This window comes from Thiothrix sp., from assembly GCF_028714775.1.
GTDB lineage: Bacteria > Pseudomonadota > Gammaproteobacteria > Thiotrichales > Thiotrichaceae > Thiothrix.
Map to the genome: position 1 here is coordinate 1 of NZ_JAQTLS010000004.1, position 16,382 is coordinate 16,382.

The following is a 16,382-nucleotide window of genomic DNA, read 5'->3' on the forward strand; positions in this document are numbered from 1 at the left end:
AGGTCAAGCTGGTTAGGGATGCCATCCGCATCCGGGTCGGCAGTGCCTTCAGTGGCATTCGGGATGCCATCACCGTCCAAGTCCGCATCATTCTTGTCAGCCACGCCATCACGGTCAGTGTCTTTCAGGACGGTAATGGTCAGCAGTTTTTTGGTGATAACATTTTCCGCGTCAGTGACAGCCACTTCCACCAGATAGGTGTTGTTGGTATCAGCATCGGTGGGTGTGGCAAACACAGGTGACGTTTTGAAGGTCAACTTGCCGTCACTGGATGAAATGGTGAATTTGCCCACATCTGCGCCACCAGTGAGGCTGTAGGTCAGACCGCTGCCTTCGCTGCTGGTGTCATCAGTTGCCGCAATATCTACTGCCGGTGTGGAAGTTTTTTCTACGTAGTCAATGGCAGCAGCGTTGGGAATGACTGGCGCGGTATTGGTCAGCCGCCAGAATACCTCCGTGCTGTTGTCAGGGTAAGTGGTCAGTAGGGAGGTGATGTCAGCATTAACCGGGCCGAATGCGGCATTATCGGTATCTACGCCATCATCCAGTCCGTCCTTGTCCGTATCTTTTACCCGCAGGCTTACACCAGCTTCCAGTGTGTCATTTGCACCGTTGTTATCGGAGTCCGTATCCAGATAGTCAGGGTTGTCAGTAGCGTCTGTGTTGACGGGTGTCAGTCCAGCTCCATAGGCGTCATCCAGACCGTTCTTGTCCGCATCCACGCCGGAAGGTGCTTTATAGCCTGCGGTGGTTTGCGCTTCGATATTGTCGGGGATGCCGTCGTTGTCGGAATCAAGATCAACGTAGTCTTTCACTCCATCGCCATCGGTGTCCCTTGTGGCAAAGAAGTCTGCACCGAATGCAAAGTTGGCATAGACCTCAGCTTGTGTGTACTGGAAGGTGATACTGCTATAGGTTCCCTTGACCCGCACAACGGCATAGCCTTCCGTGCCAGTAATCTTGGTAGGGCTGTTGACAGTAATGCCTTGGGAGAACAAGACTTCAACAGGTTGACCAAACACAATCGGTACGGAGTTGCCAGGGTTGCCAACGGAGGAGAACACCAATACCGGGTTAGGGATCGGGGTGTCAAAGCTCAAGGTATTGTTGGTTATCTGGGTGTTCTGGATGGTCGGGTTGACGTTTGGTACGTTGTATTGCGCCGGGAAAGTGGCATGACTGTACATGCCACTGGTCGTAGTAACAGGAGATGAGGAGGTGTAGGTGAAACCAACGCCGTTGATTGAACCGATGGCATTGTTACCCGCAATGCTGGAGTAGGTTGCATAGTGGAATGAAGAAACCATGCCTTCAGCGGTATCCGGGATGCCGTCGTTGTCATCATCAAGGTCTGACTCATCCAGTATCCCATCGCCGTCACTGTCTTTGACGATTGTCACCGTGATGGTCTGTTTGGTAGTCGCACCCAGTTGGTCTGTTACTGAAATTTCTACGCTGTAAACATTGTCTTTATTGGAATCCTGCGGGTTAGCAATGTCAGGTACTGCCTTGAAGGTCAGTTCCCCGGTAGCACTGATGTTGAACAAGTCTTTGTCAGCACCGCCAGAAAGGGTGTAAACCAAGCCAGTACCATCACTCATTTCCATGTCGGCATCATCGGTACTTTGCACGTCAATCACCGTGCCCGTTTTACCCGAGAAGAAGTTGAAGGTATCCGCCGTGGTAATGACGGGGAGAGGGTTACAGCCCGCGACTTCCGTTGACACGCTCAAGCCCGGCGTGATGTTGGTACGCACGGTATTTTTCATCAGCTTGGACGTTGGCGAACAGCTTGCGGTCGAGGTGTAACAGAACTGCGGCGGCGCATCAGATTTGAAGGTCATCGCCACTTTCGGTGGTACGTCATCGCTCCATGCGGTCTTGCCGACAGGTCTGCCAACAGATTGAAGCTCCAGTTCTTTGATGGATGGGGAGATGTCAGCAATACTGAGTTCACCTGTGCCACCGATCATTTCGACTGGGCCTTTGAGAACTTCACCCGTTGCAGCATCAACGACCTTAACTTTCAACGAGGTGAAATCTTCCCCTGATGTCATGCTGGTGTCGAAAAATTTAACCTTTTCCCATGTTAAGGTTGGGTCAGTTTTGCCGTCACAACGGTATTCTTCGACGGGCACAGTAAGTTTCCCGGTAGATCGGGTGCAGGGGGTTGCCCCGGTTTCTGGATCCCAAGAAATTAGTTGACCGCCATCACCGAAGGAGTACACGCACGCCCCATCAGTATTTAAACCATAAGGGTAGCCTGCCGCACCTGCGCCAAATGAGCCGCCTGACATACTACTGCCAGTACAGGCCGCGTTAGTTGCCCAGTCCCAGCAGCCAAGGCTATTTTGGGGAGAGAATTGTGGGAAAAATACGCGGGTGTCGACATAGGTTTCCGCCACGGCATTGAGGCCGGGTTGGCTGCCGTGAACGCCGCTGAGCGCGACGCTAGCAGGGTTTGTACCATTCAGATCGTAACAAGTGGCATCGGTTAAGTAGCCTGCGATACAGACACCTGTGATCTTTTCTTTGGCATCCATGCGCCGAAATACGTCGGTTTGTCCGGCTGGAATGGCAATAGGGTTGGTTGCCCAGTCCGCGCATTTGGCATTGGTTGTGGTGTCGAAACAGGCCATTGCGCCTGCCGTACTGGCAACATAAAGACGTTTGCCGATAGTCTGGATGTCAGAGCCGGAAGACCCCCAGCTATTGGTATCCAGTGCATTGACGCCAATAGCTACGGGGGTGAAGCCTTGGCAGCGTTGCAGGGAATTGGCTGGGTCGTAACAGTCGATATTCCCGCCTTTGGTCAAAACATAGATTTTGTTATCAACGACAACAGGCCCAGCATAACCACCATCTTGTACCACGGGGCTGGTTCCGCAGGCAGTATCGGTTTCACCGTCCCAGCAGTAAATTTGACCGCGCTGCCCATAAGCAGCGTTACCAGAGTCATCCCCGATGTAGAGCTTTGAGCCGATGCTAACAACCAGCGGTGACATACCCGTTGGAATACCGGGCGCTTTGGGGTAGCCCGTACACACCGCTTCCGTGTTGGTGTCGTAGCACCAGATATTCGGGCTGGCTTGATGGTGGTTGATCCCCATGATTTTGCCATTACTGAGGATGCCGGGGGCAAAACCGTCACCGCCACCGCTCAAATTGACCGGGCCGGAAAGTGGCAAAGTCATGGTGCGCCCTTTACCTAAGCCTGTCGGTACAACAAACGGGTTGCTGAAGATCATAGCGTTGACGCCGGAAGCCGGTTGTGAGCTGCTGAAACTTGCACCACTGTCTGAGGAATACTGCGCTGTCCAACCCGGCGGCATTTTCAGCGAGCCACCCACCAGCGTATGCCCGTTTTCCATCCGGTCTGTCAGAATGACGTTTTCCATGATACTGGCGCGGTTGTTGGCGTGGGTGATGATCCAGTCCATCGTACTGGAACTGCCATCAGGTGCACGGGCGGAAACGACACCTGTTTTCGTCAGTGACTCTGGCAGTTTGTCGGAGTAGCTGAAACTGATGTGCTGGTCAGCCGTGGTGGCGTTATCGGCTACCGTAATGCCTGTTGGCAGGGTTTTGGGGGAGTAGCCTAATGGAATATCTGCGTCGCTGGTATCGACAGTAATGTAGTAGCCGCTAGCTGCCGGAACGTTCTTGAATTCATACGCACCAGTGGCATTGCTGTATACAGTTCCCAACAGTTTATTGCCGGAATCATATAACCTTGTCGCAATACCCGCAGCCATCGGATCGTCTGCACCCGATGTATACGCGCCGCTGCCATCTTTGTCGTAGTACAACTGCCCGGTAATTTTTCCACCGGAAATCCCAATCGGGCATTCGGAAACACCTCTGGCGATAGTACGTCCGCAAATGTTGTCAGCCGCAAACTTGAAGGTGTTCAAAATAAACAAATCGTTTTGCCCGGTAGCGGTCGCGCCAGCAGTAATGTCTGGGTTTGGCGTGATCCACATATTGATGTCGCCAGTCAGCAGGTATTTCGCATCACCGGACAGGCTGTCAGTGATGGCTTCTACTTTCGTGGCGTCATCGGTGTAAACCGTTAGTGGTTTGTCCGTGCCATACGAAGCGAAATAAGATGATGCGCCACCAGAGGTTGTGACGATGGTCTGGCCTGAACATAACAAAGGGTTTTGTAACACGGGTTCAGTCACTGCTACCGGGATATTGCTGTAATTGGTGACACTGCGCCCTACAGCATCACACACCATGTCCATGCCGTCAGCGTCACAACCGCCGAATAAGAAGTGATCATTACTGGCCTGTAACCAAGTATTCAGAGCAGTTTGCTCTGCGGCATCAATGGTCGCACTGGAATCCCAGCCAGAGAGGAATATTTGGCAATTGTTGGCAGTCAGGTTCGCTTCCGTAATGCTGGGGATGGATGCAAAACTGAATGTTTCGGGGGTCATGCTGCCCGAAGGCCCAAAGTAAGCTGTATTTGCCAGTTTTGCCCGCATGGCTGCTGCACCAGCACCACCAATGTCACCGTAAGCACCTGCGTGAGAACAAACCACAATGTTTGCCCCACATCGGTCTGCGGCATTCGCCAGCCCCGGCAAGATAGCTAGTAACGTTGCCAATAGCATCAAAATGGACAGTGCAGTTTTGCGATGCAGCGCTAGCCGCCAGTCAAACGAACCTGTCATGCGGAAACCCCCGGTTGTCTCTAATTTCTTATTATGAAAAGCTTTAATTTTTATCAGTAACGGATATAAGTAACGTTAATGGTCGCTCAAATTTTATGTGGGCGGCAATATAAAACGGATAAATGGCGGTAATTGTTATGGTTCGATCACAAACAAAAACGGCCTGCCCCTTGCGGGAACAAGCCGTGATTGTGTTTCCTTTGCGAAGGGAAATTACTTCGGAACGGAGCCGCTCACAATGTAGTTAGCTGCCACGCTGACATTGCCCGGATGCAGCAACACATTGCCCAACAGCATATTGATGTCATTGCCGGGGCCGGAATAGAGCGTCGTGCCATCCAAGTTCAGGTCGGTGACAAAATACCCACTCAGGCGGAAGTTGCTGTTGACCAACAGGTTGGTTGGGTGCATCAGCACCGTACCCAAGACCACGTTGGTGTCATTGCCGGGGCCGTTGGCAATCACACTGTCGCTGTTGTTGTCATCGCACGCCCACATGGTGGAAATGTCTTTACCATCCAGCCGTGCATTCGTGCCGCTGACCGCAAAACTTGGCAGGCTGAAATCCGTCGCCGTCAGGGTAGGCGACAACAGCATCGGGTCTTTGGTCATTACACCCAAGTGGTTGCGGTGGCGCAAGGTGACATAGTACGAGCCTTCCACCACATTCGGGATGAGTAACTTGGCCTCATTGGTTTGTGGGTCAGCCACATCACCATCACGTTGGAGCAACGCTGCCGCTGCTGCCACCCGTGTTTTCGGGTTGGTTTTGTCACGCAGTTCCACCACTACCCAGTCAACCGGGGCGTCATTGCCAGTGGTTGCCAGTACCGCCGGAGCCACCGTTTCCGCGCCAGTGTAACCCAAGGAAGTTACGGCATTGGTGTACGGTTGCGCTGTTGGGATGTAGTTCAGCCGACGTAAATCATCCCGCATCAGGCCGTCGGCAGCGTTGTAAGCACCTTGCAAGAAGCCACGTACATGCAGCACCACGGTTGGTACTTCCGTTGGGTCGAGGTAACTTGGAATGCCATCCGCGTCCATGTCATACGCATCAATCGGGTTGCCGTCTTTGTTCTTGTCGGCCTTTTCGTCAACCGTCAGTTTGGCGTCGTTGTCGTCATCGTTGTCGAGGTAATCCGGCTTAGCGTCCTTGTCGGAATCTTGCGCATCTGCTGGGTTGCCGTCAGTGTTTACGTCCGGTTTTTCGTACTTGGTGAGGATGCCATCGCCGTCATCATCCACGTCTAACCAGTTGAACTTGCCGTCGCCGTCAGTATCGGTGGCGTCAGTTGGGTTGCCGTTGCCATCTTTATCCGCCATTTCGTATTGGGTCAGTACGCCGTCGCCATCATCGTCAGCATCCAACCAGTCGGCAATGCCATCTTTGTCGGTGTCGCGTTGGTCAGCCGGGTTGCCGTCGCTGTTCGGGTCAGGCTGTTCGTATGCGGTCAGGATACCGTCGTTGTCATCGTCCTCATCCAAATAATCGAGGATGCCGTCTTTGTCGGAATCGCGTTTGCCGGTCGGGTCTTCGTATTTGGTCAATACGCCATCGCCGTCATCATCGTTGTCCAAGTAATCAGGTGTGCCGTCAGCGTCCGAATCGCGGGCATTGCTGGGGTCAAGGTTGCCGTCGTCATTTGGCGCTTCGTCTTTGGTTAATGTACCGTCATTATCATCATCGGTGTCGAAGACATCGGCAGTGCCATCTTTGTCGGTATCAACCGGCGTTGCTGGGTCTGCGCCCACTTCGGCCTTGTCGTTGACGCCATCGCCATCGGTATCCGGGTTGGCGGGATCGGTTTTGGATTTCAGTACTTCGTCGCCATCGCTCAGGCCATCGCCATCGCTATCGGCTTTCAGCGGGTCAGTCTTGTAGGTGTCGACCTCTTCGCCGTCTTTCAAACCATCGCCGTCACTGTCAGGGTTCCACGGGTCAGTGCCCAGTGCTTTTTCCTTGGAATCCAGCAGCCCGTCGTTATCGTTGTCCTCATCCACGTCAATCACGTTGACGGTGATGGTTTGGGTGGCACAACCGCCTTCCGCATCACAGGCTTTCACGCTCAGGATGTAGGAATTGTCCTTGTTTTTGTCGATGGGTTTTTCATAGTCCGGCACGAGTTTGAACTTGATGTCCCCCGTTTTTGCATCAATGGTGAAACGCGCATCGTCATCGGAACCGACAATGCTGTAGCCAATGGTAGACGCGGCTTCACTGTTCTTATCGTCAGTGGTTTCCACATTCAGTACCACGTCGGTACTGTTTTCGTTGAACGTCGCCGCGGTTGGGGAGGTGAATACCGGCGGGGTGTTCGGTACGCGCCAGTTCACTTCCGCGCCGGTTTTCGGGTAAGCCGCTAGCACGTCGGTAATGCCTGCGTTGGCAGGGCCAAAGCTGGTGTCATCGCTGTCAATGGTGTCGTCCAAGCCATCCTTGTCTGCATCCACGCCGGAGAGCACGGGCACGTCGGATTCGGTATTGTCATCGCCGCCGGTATTTTCGGAATCGAGGTCGAGGTAATCTGGCTTGCTGTCAGCTTCCGTATCTACTGGGGTCAGGCCAGCGCCGTAGGCATCATCCACGCCATTGCCATCCGCATCTACAGCGGATGGGGCTTTGAAACCTGCGGTGGTTTGCGCTTCGATATTGTCGGGGATGCCGTCACCGTCAGAGTCCAAATCCCACTGGTTTTGGATGCCGTCGCCGTCGGTATCAGCCGTGCCTTCCACGCTGTTGAGGATGCCGTCACCGTCGGTGTCGAGGTCGTTTTTGTCGCCTATGCCGTCATGGTCGGTGTCTTTCAGCACGGTAATGGTCAGCAATTTTTTGGTAATCGCGCCTTCCGCATCCGTTGCTGCCACTTCCACCAGATAGGTGTTGTTGGCGTCGGCGTCGGTTGGGGCAGCAAAGTTGGGCGTTGTCTTGAAGGTCAGCACGCCGGTTGCAGGGTCAATGGTAAATTTGCCGGAATCCGCACCGCCCGTCATGCTGTAAGTCAGGCCGCTGGCTTCAGCATTGGTGTCATCCGTAGCTGCAAGGTCAGTCGCGGAACCCGTGGCTTTTTCCACATAGTCAATCGCCGCAGCATTAGGGATAACCGGGGCAGCATTCACCAAACGCCAGTACACGTCCGTGCCGTTGCCGGGGTAGGTAGCCAGCACGTCGGTAATGCCCGCATTGGCAGGGCCAAAACCCGCATCGTCGGAATCAACGCCGTCATCCAGCCCGTCTTTGTCAGCATCCTTACCGCTCAGGGTAATGCCTGCCTCGGCAGTGTCATCAGTGCCGCTGTTATCCGCATTGGTATCCAGATAATCGGGGGCATCCGCACCGTCAGTATTCACCGGGGTCAGGCCAGCGCCGTAAGCTGTATCCACCCCATTGGCAGCAACCGTGCCAGACGGTGCTGTGTAACCCGCTGTGGCTTGCGCTTCGATATTATCGGGAATGCCATCGCCGTCGGAATCAAGGTCGAAATCGTTGCTAATGCCGTCGGCATCAGCGTCGCCCGTGCCTTCCACGGTATTCAGGATGCCGTCACCGTCTTTGTCGAGGTCAGTTGCGTCGGGTACGCCATCCTTGTCAGTATCTTTCAGGATAGTGATGTTCATGGTCTTTTTGCCCGTCAGCCCTTTGGCATCGGTAACAGTGACTTCCACATCGTAAACGTTATTGCCATCCGCATCGGCGGCGGGGCTATACAGCGGTGAAGCGGTGAAACTCAGCTCGCCCGTTGCTGGATCAATGGTAAATTTACCGGCATCCGCCCCGCCAGAAATGCTGTAGGTCAGGCCGCTGCCTTCGCTGTTGCTGTCATCCGAGCTGCTGATGTCGATTTTGCCAGTGGCGCGTTCCACGTAGTTAATGGCTGCTGCGGTGGTAATGGCAGGCGGCATATTGACGTTGACGGTAATGGTTGCGGGGGCAGCACCACCGTTTACAAAGTCCTCATCCGTCGGGGTAATATTGACGATACGGGTTGTCTTGGAGCCAGAAGGGTCTGCGTTTGCAAAGCGGATGGCTTCCACGGCGGCCTGATAATGGGCGAGGTTGGCAACACCCGTCAGCAGTAGTTTGGTATCGGTGCTGGATGGGTCGATCGTGATGCCCCCTAGCAATGCACCTTCAACGGAAAGTTTGTCCCCAGTTTGTGGGTTTTGCAGCTCCACCAGCAATTCCCGCAGCTTGGTATTGTCGGTATCAATCACTGAGGTGGTGGCATGTAGCGGGATTGCCGCTTCACCAGAAACATAAGTGGCGGCATAACCGACGCCAGCCGCAGCGGTATCAAGGTCAAGTTCTGGCGGTTTTACGTCCGCAAGGTTATAACTCCACTTGAAGTTGACGGTTTCGCCGGGGGCAATGGTGTCGAACTTGATCGCCATAGAAACCGCTTCATCCGCAGTAGCCGCGCCGGATAAGGATAGCCCACCCGTGCCATTCCACACGTCCGTGGGGCTACGGTTGCTGAAGCCGCCGTGGGTAACACGGGCATTTGCACCGTAACCGATCAAAACTAAGGTCGCACCTGTGCCGCCCACGGCTTTGACGGAAGCCAAGCCACTGGTATTGCCTTGGGTAAGGACAGTATTGGTGGTAACGTAATCGCTGTTGACCATGACACTGTTGTCGGGGTCGACGTTACGCATGTAATACACATTGTTCAGGGCGCTGGCAGTGGTATTGGTAAACGTTACCGTACAGAACAGGAATTGCCCTTCTTGTTGGATATGGTAGACCTTCTTAATATCAAGGCCACCAATTGCGCCTTGCCACTCGACGCTATCTTTGATGCCATCGGCTTGCAGGTTGGATAGGCTGCCGGGAATCCCTTGCCCAGTATTATTATTGTTATGCCAAACCGAGCCGCCAATCTGGATACTCCAGCCTTCCTCAGGGGAACCGGGGGTGAAGAAGTCGCCGTCGTACACCGCCCAGCCATCTTTGTCCCGGTCAGAGACAAAGCCTAAACCAGCCGCGCTGTTGGTGCGGGAATGGTAGCCAGCGGGTGGGTTGTTTGCCCCATAGACCCCATCTGGGCCGATACCGGCTTCGATGTACTTACCTTGTAAAAACGCACCATCAGCGGTCAAGGCGCTGGCAGCGAAGGCGGGGGAAGCAAAGCTTGCCGCTGTCACCGCAATACCCAACGCCAGCCTAACTTTCTGTGTTAGGGCAGAATGTTTTGTTTTTAGGTTGGTGTGTGTGAATGGGATGTTAGAACCCTTCATCAGGAAGTCCCCCGGTCATTATTATTTGTTATTAATTTGATTGCCGATATATTGGTCACGCGCGGTATGCCGCGTAACTGCGCAATGTTACTTCACGCATGATCTATAGAATTCATATCGGTGGCAATAAAAACCAGATTAATGGACACGGCTGAAACAGTCCTGCGCCTTTTAATGTGTAGCGACTTCCTCCCGCCGGAAACAGCCTAGCGCGTGGTCATTCACCATTCCTATCGCTTGCATGTGCGCGTAGCACACCGTTGACCCCATGAATTTGAAGCCGCGCTTTTTCAAATCCTTACTGAGTGCATCCGATTCCTTGGTGGTGGCGGGATAGTCTGCCAGTGTCCGCCGTTCGTTGACGATGGGTTTGCCGTCGACAAAGCGCCAGATGTAGGCGTCAAAACTGCCGAATTCCGCCTGTACGTCAAGGAAACGCTGCGCATTGTTGATGGTGGCGAGCACTTTCAGGCGGTTGCGGATGATGCCGGGGTTGGCAAGCAGTTCGGCTACTTTGTGCTCGTCGTAGTGGCGGATTTTTTCTGGGTCGAAAGCGTCGAATGCTTGCCGGTAGCCTTCGCGTTTGCGGAGGATGGTGTACCAGCTTAAACCTGCTTGTGCGGATTCCAAGACGATGAATTCAAACAGTTTGCGGTCGTCGTGGACGGGGACGCCCCATTCTTCATCGTGGTAGGCGACGTAATCGGGTTTGCTTAGGTCTACCCAGGGGCAGCGGCAGAGGGTGTGGTTGTTTGGCATGGCGATCTCCTTTTAGGGTGGTGGCAGGGTGCGGGGGAATTCTTCCTGAAACCGAAGCCGTGTCCGAGCAAAGCGAGTTTGCGCAGGTTTCAGGAAGAATTCCCCCGCACCCTGCTCTTGTGCCATTATCCATACTTATTTGGTAAGTTATAAGGGGCGGTTTATGTTGCGTGCGGCGGATACGTGGAAAGTGTTGCTGGCGGGCATTTGCAGCTTGATCCTTACGGTGGGGTTGGCGCGGTTTGCGTATACGCCGTTGTTGCCAGTGATGCGGGCGGAAACGTGGCTGACGGTCGTGGCGGGCGGTTGGTTGGCAACTTTCAATTACATGGGGTACATGAGCGGGGCATTGCTGGCGGCTTCGATTAGCAGCTTGCACCTTAAGTACCGTTTGTATCGGGTGGGGCTGGTGCTGGCGGTGTTGAGCATTACCGGGATGGCGTTTACCCAGAATATGGTGCTGTGGTCGATCCTGCGTTATATCGCGGGTTTGAGCAGTGCGGCGGGCTTGCTGATTGGTTCGGGGCTGATGCTTAACTGGTTGATGCGTAATGGGCATCGCCCGGAATTGGGGATTCATTTTGGCGGTTTGGGCGGTGGCATTCTGGTGTCCGGGTTGGTATCGGTGCTGATGCTGGCGGCGCATCTGGATTGGGCGCAACAGTGGTGGACGTTGGGTATCTTAGGTGTGCTGTTTTTCATCCCTGCGTGGTTGTGGTTGCCGGAACCTGCCCCAGCGTCTGCCCAGCACAAACACAGCCAACAACCGCCGTCACGACAGTGGTTATTGATGATGATTGCGACGTATTTCTGTGCAGGTTTCGGCTTTGTGGTGAGTGCGACATTTACCGTGGCGATGGTGGAAAAAATCCCGGCGTTGGCGGGGTGGGGCAGTTGGGTGTGGATTTTGGTTGGGATTGCCGCGACGCCTGCGTGTTTTATTTGGGATCGGGTTTCGCGCCGCATCGGTGATATGCCCGCGTTGCAATTGGCATTTGTGGGGCAGATCATTTCCATTGTGTTGCCAGCGGTGACGGGGAGTGCAGCGGCAGCGGTGTTTAGTTCGGCGTTGTATGGCGCGACTTTCATCGGCATTGTCAGTTTGACGCTGACGGTTATTGGGCGCTTTTACCCGGATAATCCTGCCAAAGCGATGGCTCGCCTGACCCTGAGTTATGGGGTAGCGCAAATCATTGCCCCGGCGATTACTGGCTATATTGCGGAAAGCACCGGCAGTTACCAAGGCGGTTTGCTGATCGCGGCGTTGGTTATGTCGGTGGGCTTGGGAATATTGTGGAAGTTGCCTTTTACCCAGCCGCGCTGATTATTTGCGGAATTATTCTTCGCTAATTGCAACCTTTAGTGGATTTTTTGTTACGTTTGACTAAGCTTTAATTGAACCTTTTATCCGACGCCACACGACTATTTGATAATTACATTAACCAACGGATTTCAGCATGACACGGATGTTCTTGCTTATCTGCTTGCTGTGCAATGGCGCAGTGGAAGCAGCTTATGTTTGCCGCCCGGCATCACCCCGTACCCCACCGCCTGTGGTTGGCGAAAGTTACACGGTTGCCCGCAAAGCCTTGATCGCCGATGATTGGGAGCCTGTGCGGAAGTCTTTTGGCGAGCTGCCAGAAAGGGAGTCGTGCGATATGCGCCTTAATGTTTCCTGTGATTTTGTTTTTGAGGACGTGCAATCGGGTTACGCCTTGATCGTGGAAGCCAGCGGGAAAGCGGATATGTCCGGGTTGGTGGTGACGGGTTACACTTTCCGCTGCCGCCCCTAATGGTGCGGTGGTTGCAGGCTTGCTATCCGCTACTGCTTGTCGTCATACTCCCTGCCATCCCGATTTAAGTGATGGTAAACCATGAACACAGAACAAACTCTCCATGCCCGCAGCGGCTCTTGCTGCGAATTGTGCGGCGCTACTGAAAACCTCGGCGTGTACGAAGTTCCGCCCAACGCCAATGGCAACGCTGACGACAGCGTTTTGCTGTGCGCCACTTGCCGCACGCAGGTCGAAGACCCGGCAAGCATGGATGCGAACCACTGGCGCTGCCTGAACGACAGCATGTGGAGCCAAGTCCCCGCTGTGCAAGTCATGGCATGGCGCATGTTGACCCGCCTGAGCGGTGAAGGTTGGCCTCAAGAATTGCTCGATATGCTCTACCTAGACGAAGCCACGCTGGCATGGGCGCAAGCCACGGGCGAAGGCCAAGCGGTAGAAGAAGTCGCCAAACACCGCGACAGCAACGGCGTGGAACTGCAGGCGGGCGACTCCGTGGTGCTGATCAAAGACTTGAACGTGAAAGGCGCAAACTTCACCGCCAAGCGCGGCACGCCAGTACGCAATATTTCGCTGGTTCACGACAACCCCGAGCATATCGAAGGGCGCGTGAATGACCAGCAGATTGTGATTTTGACCAAGTTTGTGAAGAAAACGGGCTGATTCAGGCCGTACAAGGATAATACCGTGGAAAAAGGCGCGATCCTCGAAGTCCGCAACCTGCACAAGCACTACCCCGGTGTCAAAGCCGTGAATGGCATTGATTTCGCTGTTCCCAAGGGTATCTGTTTCGGCCTGCTTGGCCCCAACGGTGCGGGCAAAACCACCACCATCGAAATGATGGAAGGCATTATCAAGCCCACTTCCGGCGAAATCCTCTACAAAAGCGAACTGCAAGGTGCACGTTTCCGCCAAGAAGCGGGCATCCAGTTCCAATCGACGGCGTTGCAGGATTTCCTTACGGTGCGCGAAAACCTTAAGTTTTTCGGTAGCCTTTATCCTGACGGTTTGCCGCTGGAAGCGTTGGTGGAAATTTGCCGTTTGCAGGAATACCTCGACCGTGACGCCAGCAAACTTTCTGGCGGGCAACGTCAGCGCATGTTGCTGGCAATCGCGCTGGTGAATGACCCGGACGTGGTGTTCCTCGACGAACCGACTACTGGCCTTGACCCGCAAGCACGGCTGAATTTCTGGGAACTGGTCAATAGCATCAAGGCGCGGAACAAAACCGTGTTGTTGACCACACATTACATGGAGGAGGCGTACAATCTGTGTGATGAAATTGCCATCATGGATCACGGCAAAATCATTGCGCACGGTTCGCCCGACGACCTGCTGGCGGCGCATTTCCACGATGTCATCATTGAATTGCCGGAACGCGATTTCCCCGAAGCTGCCCGCGACATCCCGCACCGCTATTTGGACAATGTGACCGGCACGGTGGAAATCATTACCTCGGATGTGAATGGCACGTTGGCGCTGTTGATGCAGCACGGCGCGTCATTGGCAGGTTTGCAGGTGCGCCCGCGTAGCCTCGAAGACCTGTTCCTCGAACTCACCGGCAAGGAGCTACGCGCATGATGCAACGTATCTGGGCAACATTTTACGCCCGCAGTTTGGAATTCGTGCGCGACCGTTCCACCTTGGGTTGGAACTTGATCCTGCCGGTGGCACTGGTGTTCGGGCTGGCTTTCGTGTTTTCTGGTGAAGGCCAACCGCTATTTAAGGTCGGCGTAGTGGCGGAAAATACCAGCGTGGAAGCCAAACCCAATCCTGCGTTGCATCCCTTCCTGCAAATCGCGCATGTCGATTTTTACAGCGTCCCGGCAGATACGGTGGATGCTGCGGTGCGTAAAGTCGGGCGGCATCAGGCGGATATGCTGCTGGATTTACGCGCGGGAAAAATGCACTACTGGGTCAACGGCGATTCGCAAAAAGGCTATTTTCTGGAACAGCTTCTGCAAGGTAGCAGTGGCGCGAAACTGGGTAAGCAAAGCGTGCAGGGCGAACAAATCCGCTACGTCGATTGGGTTGTCCCCGGTATTTTGGGCATGAATATCATGTTCAGTTGCTTGTTCGGGGTCGGTTTCGTGATCGTGCGTTACCGTAAAAGCGGTTATCTGAAACGCCTCAATGCCACGCCGCTGAGCGCAACCGAATTTTTGCTGGCACAGATTTTTTCGCGCTTGGTTTTGGTGGTGCTGGTGACGACGGTGGTGTTTGCGGGCACGAATTTGTTCATGCACTTCACGATGGAAGGCAGCTATTTGAACTTGCTGTTGGTGCTGGTGTTGGGTGCGTTTACCCTGATCTCGCTCAGTCTGCTGGTGGCGGCACGGGTCAGCAGCGAAGAACTCGCAGGTGGGCTGCTCAACTTGCTGACGTGGCCGATGATGGTGCTGTCCGGCGTGTGGTTTTCGATGGAAGGCACGAACCCGTTCATGCAGGCGTTGAGCCAATTGTCGCCGCTGACGCACATGCTCACCGCAGCGCGGGCGATCATGTTGGATGGCGCAAACCTTGCCGCCATCAGCACACATCTGCTGGTGCTGGCGGGGATGTCGGTGGTGTTCTTGGCGGTGGGTGCTTACACCTTCAAGTGGACGGCGGAGTAACGGCAATGGGCGTGCAGGATATGAGTGCAGTAACGATTGTGAAATACGTTTTCACTGCCTGCGGTTGCGGCCTATTGCTCGGCGGTTGGCTCTGGTATCAGGATACCCGCAGTTTCGTGGATAGCGCGATGGTGACGGGCGGGACAGTGGTGAGTTTTGAGCTGTCCAATTCCAGTAAGTCGCGGGTCTCTCGGCCTGTGGTGCGGTTCCGCGACCGGCAGGGTAAGGAGATCGAATTTACTTCGGCTTCCGGCAGTTACCCGCCTGACTACGAAGAGGGTGAGGCGGTGGATGTCCTGTACCTGCCCAACAAGTCACACGAGGCGGAAATCAGTGCATGGTTTCCGTTGTGGGGCGGGCCGACGATTTTAGGTGGGCTAGGGGCAGTGTTTTTCTTGATCGGCCTTAGCTTGTTTGCGTTTGGCTCGCGGTTGGAAGGGGAGCCGCGCTAATGTAGCCGGAGTGGATTGATTGTAAATTTCATCCGTGCGCCACCTCATTCAATGCTTCGGTAATCACTTCATCGCTGACACTTTGGCGTTTCAGGCTGGATAGCAAAGCGGTAACGGTATTGTTGTCCAACCGTTCAAGATCACGTCGCAAACTTTGCCCTACATACGCTTTCAGCAAGCCTTGGTAGCCAGTGAAACCCATCAGCGGGGCGATGCGTTTGAGGTCGTCAACCACGTCAACGGGCATCCGCAGCGTGATGGTCGTCATGGGGCGGTCTTTGCTGAGGCGGGTTTTTAGTTGCTCAATTTTCATAGTATCGCTGTTCCGTTTTGGTGGCTCTGCGTGAGTCACGCCGCTATTTACGGTGCTTAAGCGCCGTTGCATACGCCTTCCGCGCCCACGCCAAAAGCTGATCCTGATCTTCCAACACTTCCAACGGCACTTCCCAATACGACATGGTGGCGGTTTTGCCATCGCTTTTGCTGTAGGTAAATGGCTGGCTGCCCGCCTGCGTGTAATCGGCCTGATTGTCGGCGGTGACTTTGAAATAGAGCGTTTCATCGACCACGATAGCGAAAATTACCCCGTCACGGTAAATGCCGTAGCCGCCGAACATGGCGCGGGAGGTGATTTGCCCTAACGGGGCGAGCAGTTCGAGGGTGTAATCGAGGTATTCACTGTGTTTTGGCATGGGGGGCTACCTTCTTGCATTGGTTAATGCCCCTACCTTATCACCCTGCTTTGCGGAATGGCAGGGCATTGGATGCGACCAATATGCGCAAATATTAGCATTTGTTGATATTCGTTTGGATGTGGTTTTTTCCGAAGCGTTATAGTGGGAACAATGG

At 54.3% G+C, this 16,382-nt stretch carries 10 protein-coding genes and 1 pseudogene; 6 read left to right on the forward strand and 5 right to left on the reverse strand.

What is annotated here, in order from left to right; all coding sequences use genetic code 11:
* The 3 genes and pseudogenes from PHE17_RS04125 to PHE17_RS04135 form a co-directional block, all read right to left on the reverse strand.
* Positions 1-4,679 (reverse strand): annotated as a pseudogene (locus PHE17_RS04125) (hypothetical protein); the annotation flags it as partial.
* Positions 4,680-4,892: 213 nt separating this feature from the next.
* Positions 4,893-9,914 (reverse strand): cadherin domain-containing protein, encoded by a 5,022-nt coding sequence (locus tag PHE17_RS04130; RefSeq protein WP_301014549.1) that lies wholly within the window; start codon positions 9,912-9,914, stop codon positions 4,893-4,895.
* Positions 9,915-10,085: 171 nt separating this feature from the next.
* Positions 10,086-10,673: a DNA-3-methyladenine glycosylase I gene (locus tag PHE17_RS04135; protein ID WP_301014550.1), complete on the reverse strand. Its 588-nt coding sequence runs from the start codon at positions 10,671-10,673 to the stop codon at positions 10,086-10,088.
* A 163-nt stretch (positions 10,674-10,836) separates the two neighbouring features.
* Between PHE17_RS04135 and PHE17_RS04140 the strand changes: the two genes are divergently transcribed.
* The 6 genes from PHE17_RS04140 (at position 10,837) to PHE17_RS04165 (ending at position 15,533) form a co-directional block, all read left to right on the forward strand.
* On the forward strand, positions 10,837-11,997 hold the full coding sequence (locus PHE17_RS04140) for a YbfB/YjiJ family MFS transporter (protein WP_301014551.1): 1,161 nt from the start codon (positions 10,837-10,839) through the stop codon (positions 11,995-11,997).
* 133 nt (positions 11,998-12,130) lie between these two features.
* Positions 12,131-12,466: a hypothetical protein gene (locus PHE17_RS04145; protein ID WP_301014552.1), complete on the forward strand. Its 336-nt coding sequence runs from the start codon at positions 12,131-12,133 to the stop codon at positions 12,464-12,466.
* Positions 12,467-12,547: 81 nt separating this feature from the next.
* Positions 12,548-13,129 (forward strand): alkylphosphonate utilization protein, encoded by a 582-nt coding sequence (locus PHE17_RS04150; RefSeq protein ID WP_301014553.1) that lies wholly within the window; start codon positions 12,548-12,550, stop codon positions 13,127-13,129.
* 24 nt (positions 13,130-13,153) lie between these two features.
* Positions 13,154-14,047 (forward strand): ABC transporter ATP-binding protein, encoded by an 894-nt coding sequence (locus tag PHE17_RS04155; protein WP_301014554.1) that lies wholly within the window; start codon positions 13,154-13,156, stop codon positions 14,045-14,047.
* On the forward strand, positions 14,044-15,081 hold the full coding sequence (locus tag PHE17_RS04160; RefSeq protein ID WP_301014555.1) for an ABC transporter permease: 1,038 nt from the start codon (positions 14,044-14,046) through the stop codon (positions 15,079-15,081). Before PHE17_RS04155 ends, PHE17_RS04160 begins: the two co-directional genes overlap by 4 nt.
* A gap of 20 nt (positions 15,082-15,101) precedes the next feature.
* Positions 15,102-15,533: a DUF3592 domain-containing protein gene (locus PHE17_RS04165; RefSeq protein WP_301014556.1), complete on the forward strand. Its 432-nt coding sequence runs from the start codon at positions 15,102-15,104 to the stop codon at positions 15,531-15,533.
* Between the two features lie 28 nt (positions 15,534-15,561).
* On the opposite strand, the gene PHE17_RS04170 is transcribed toward PHE17_RS04165, so the two are convergent.
* Together PHE17_RS04170 and PHE17_RS04175 are read right to left on the reverse strand one after the other, a co-directional pair.
* Positions 15,562-15,846, reverse strand: a complete 285-nt coding sequence (locus tag PHE17_RS04170; RefSeq protein ID WP_301014557.1) for a hypothetical protein — start codon at positions 15,844-15,846, stop codon at positions 15,562-15,564.
* Between the two features lie 43 nt (positions 15,847-15,889).
* Entirely contained in the window at positions 15,890-16,225 is a 336-nt protein-coding gene (locus PHE17_RS04175) for a TfoX/Sxy family protein (protein ID WP_301014558.1), read from the reverse strand.
* Positions 16,226-16,382: the final 157 nt, after the last annotated feature.

Excerpts from the sequence above, each read along its gene's own strand:
- PHE17_RS04175 (WP_301014558.1), bottom strand. The coding sequence starts at position 16,225 with ATGCCAAAACACAGTGAATACCTCGATTACACCCTCGAACTGCTCGCC.
- PHE17_RS04135 (WP_301014550.1), bottom strand. The coding sequence starts at position 10,673 with ATGCCAAACAACCACACCCTCTGCCGCTGCCCCTGGGTAGACCTAAGC.
- PHE17_RS04170 (WP_301014557.1), bottom strand. The coding sequence starts at position 15,846 with ATGAAAATTGAGCAACTAAAAACCCGCCTCAGCAAAGACCGCCCCATG.
- PHE17_RS04130 (WP_301014549.1), bottom strand. The coding sequence starts at position 9,914 with ATGAAGGGTTCTAACATCCCATTCACACACACCAACCTAAAAACAAAA.
- PHE17_RS04165 (WP_301014556.1), top strand. The coding sequence starts at position 15,102 with ATGAGTGCAGTAACGATTGTGAAATACGTTTTCACTGCCTGCGGTTGC.
- PHE17_RS04160 (WP_301014555.1), top strand. The coding sequence starts at position 14,044 with ATGATGCAACGTATCTGGGCAACATTTTACGCCCGCAGTTTGGAATTC.
- PHE17_RS04140 (WP_301014551.1), top strand. The coding sequence starts at position 10,837 with ATGTTGCGTGCGGCGGATACGTGGAAAGTGTTGCTGGCGGGCATTTGC.
- PHE17_RS04145 (WP_301014552.1), top strand. The coding sequence starts at position 12,131 with ATGACACGGATGTTCTTGCTTATCTGCTTGCTGTGCAATGGCGCAGTG.
- PHE17_RS04150 (WP_301014553.1), top strand. The coding sequence starts at position 12,548 with ATGAACACAGAACAAACTCTCCATGCCCGCAGCGGCTCTTGCTGCGAA.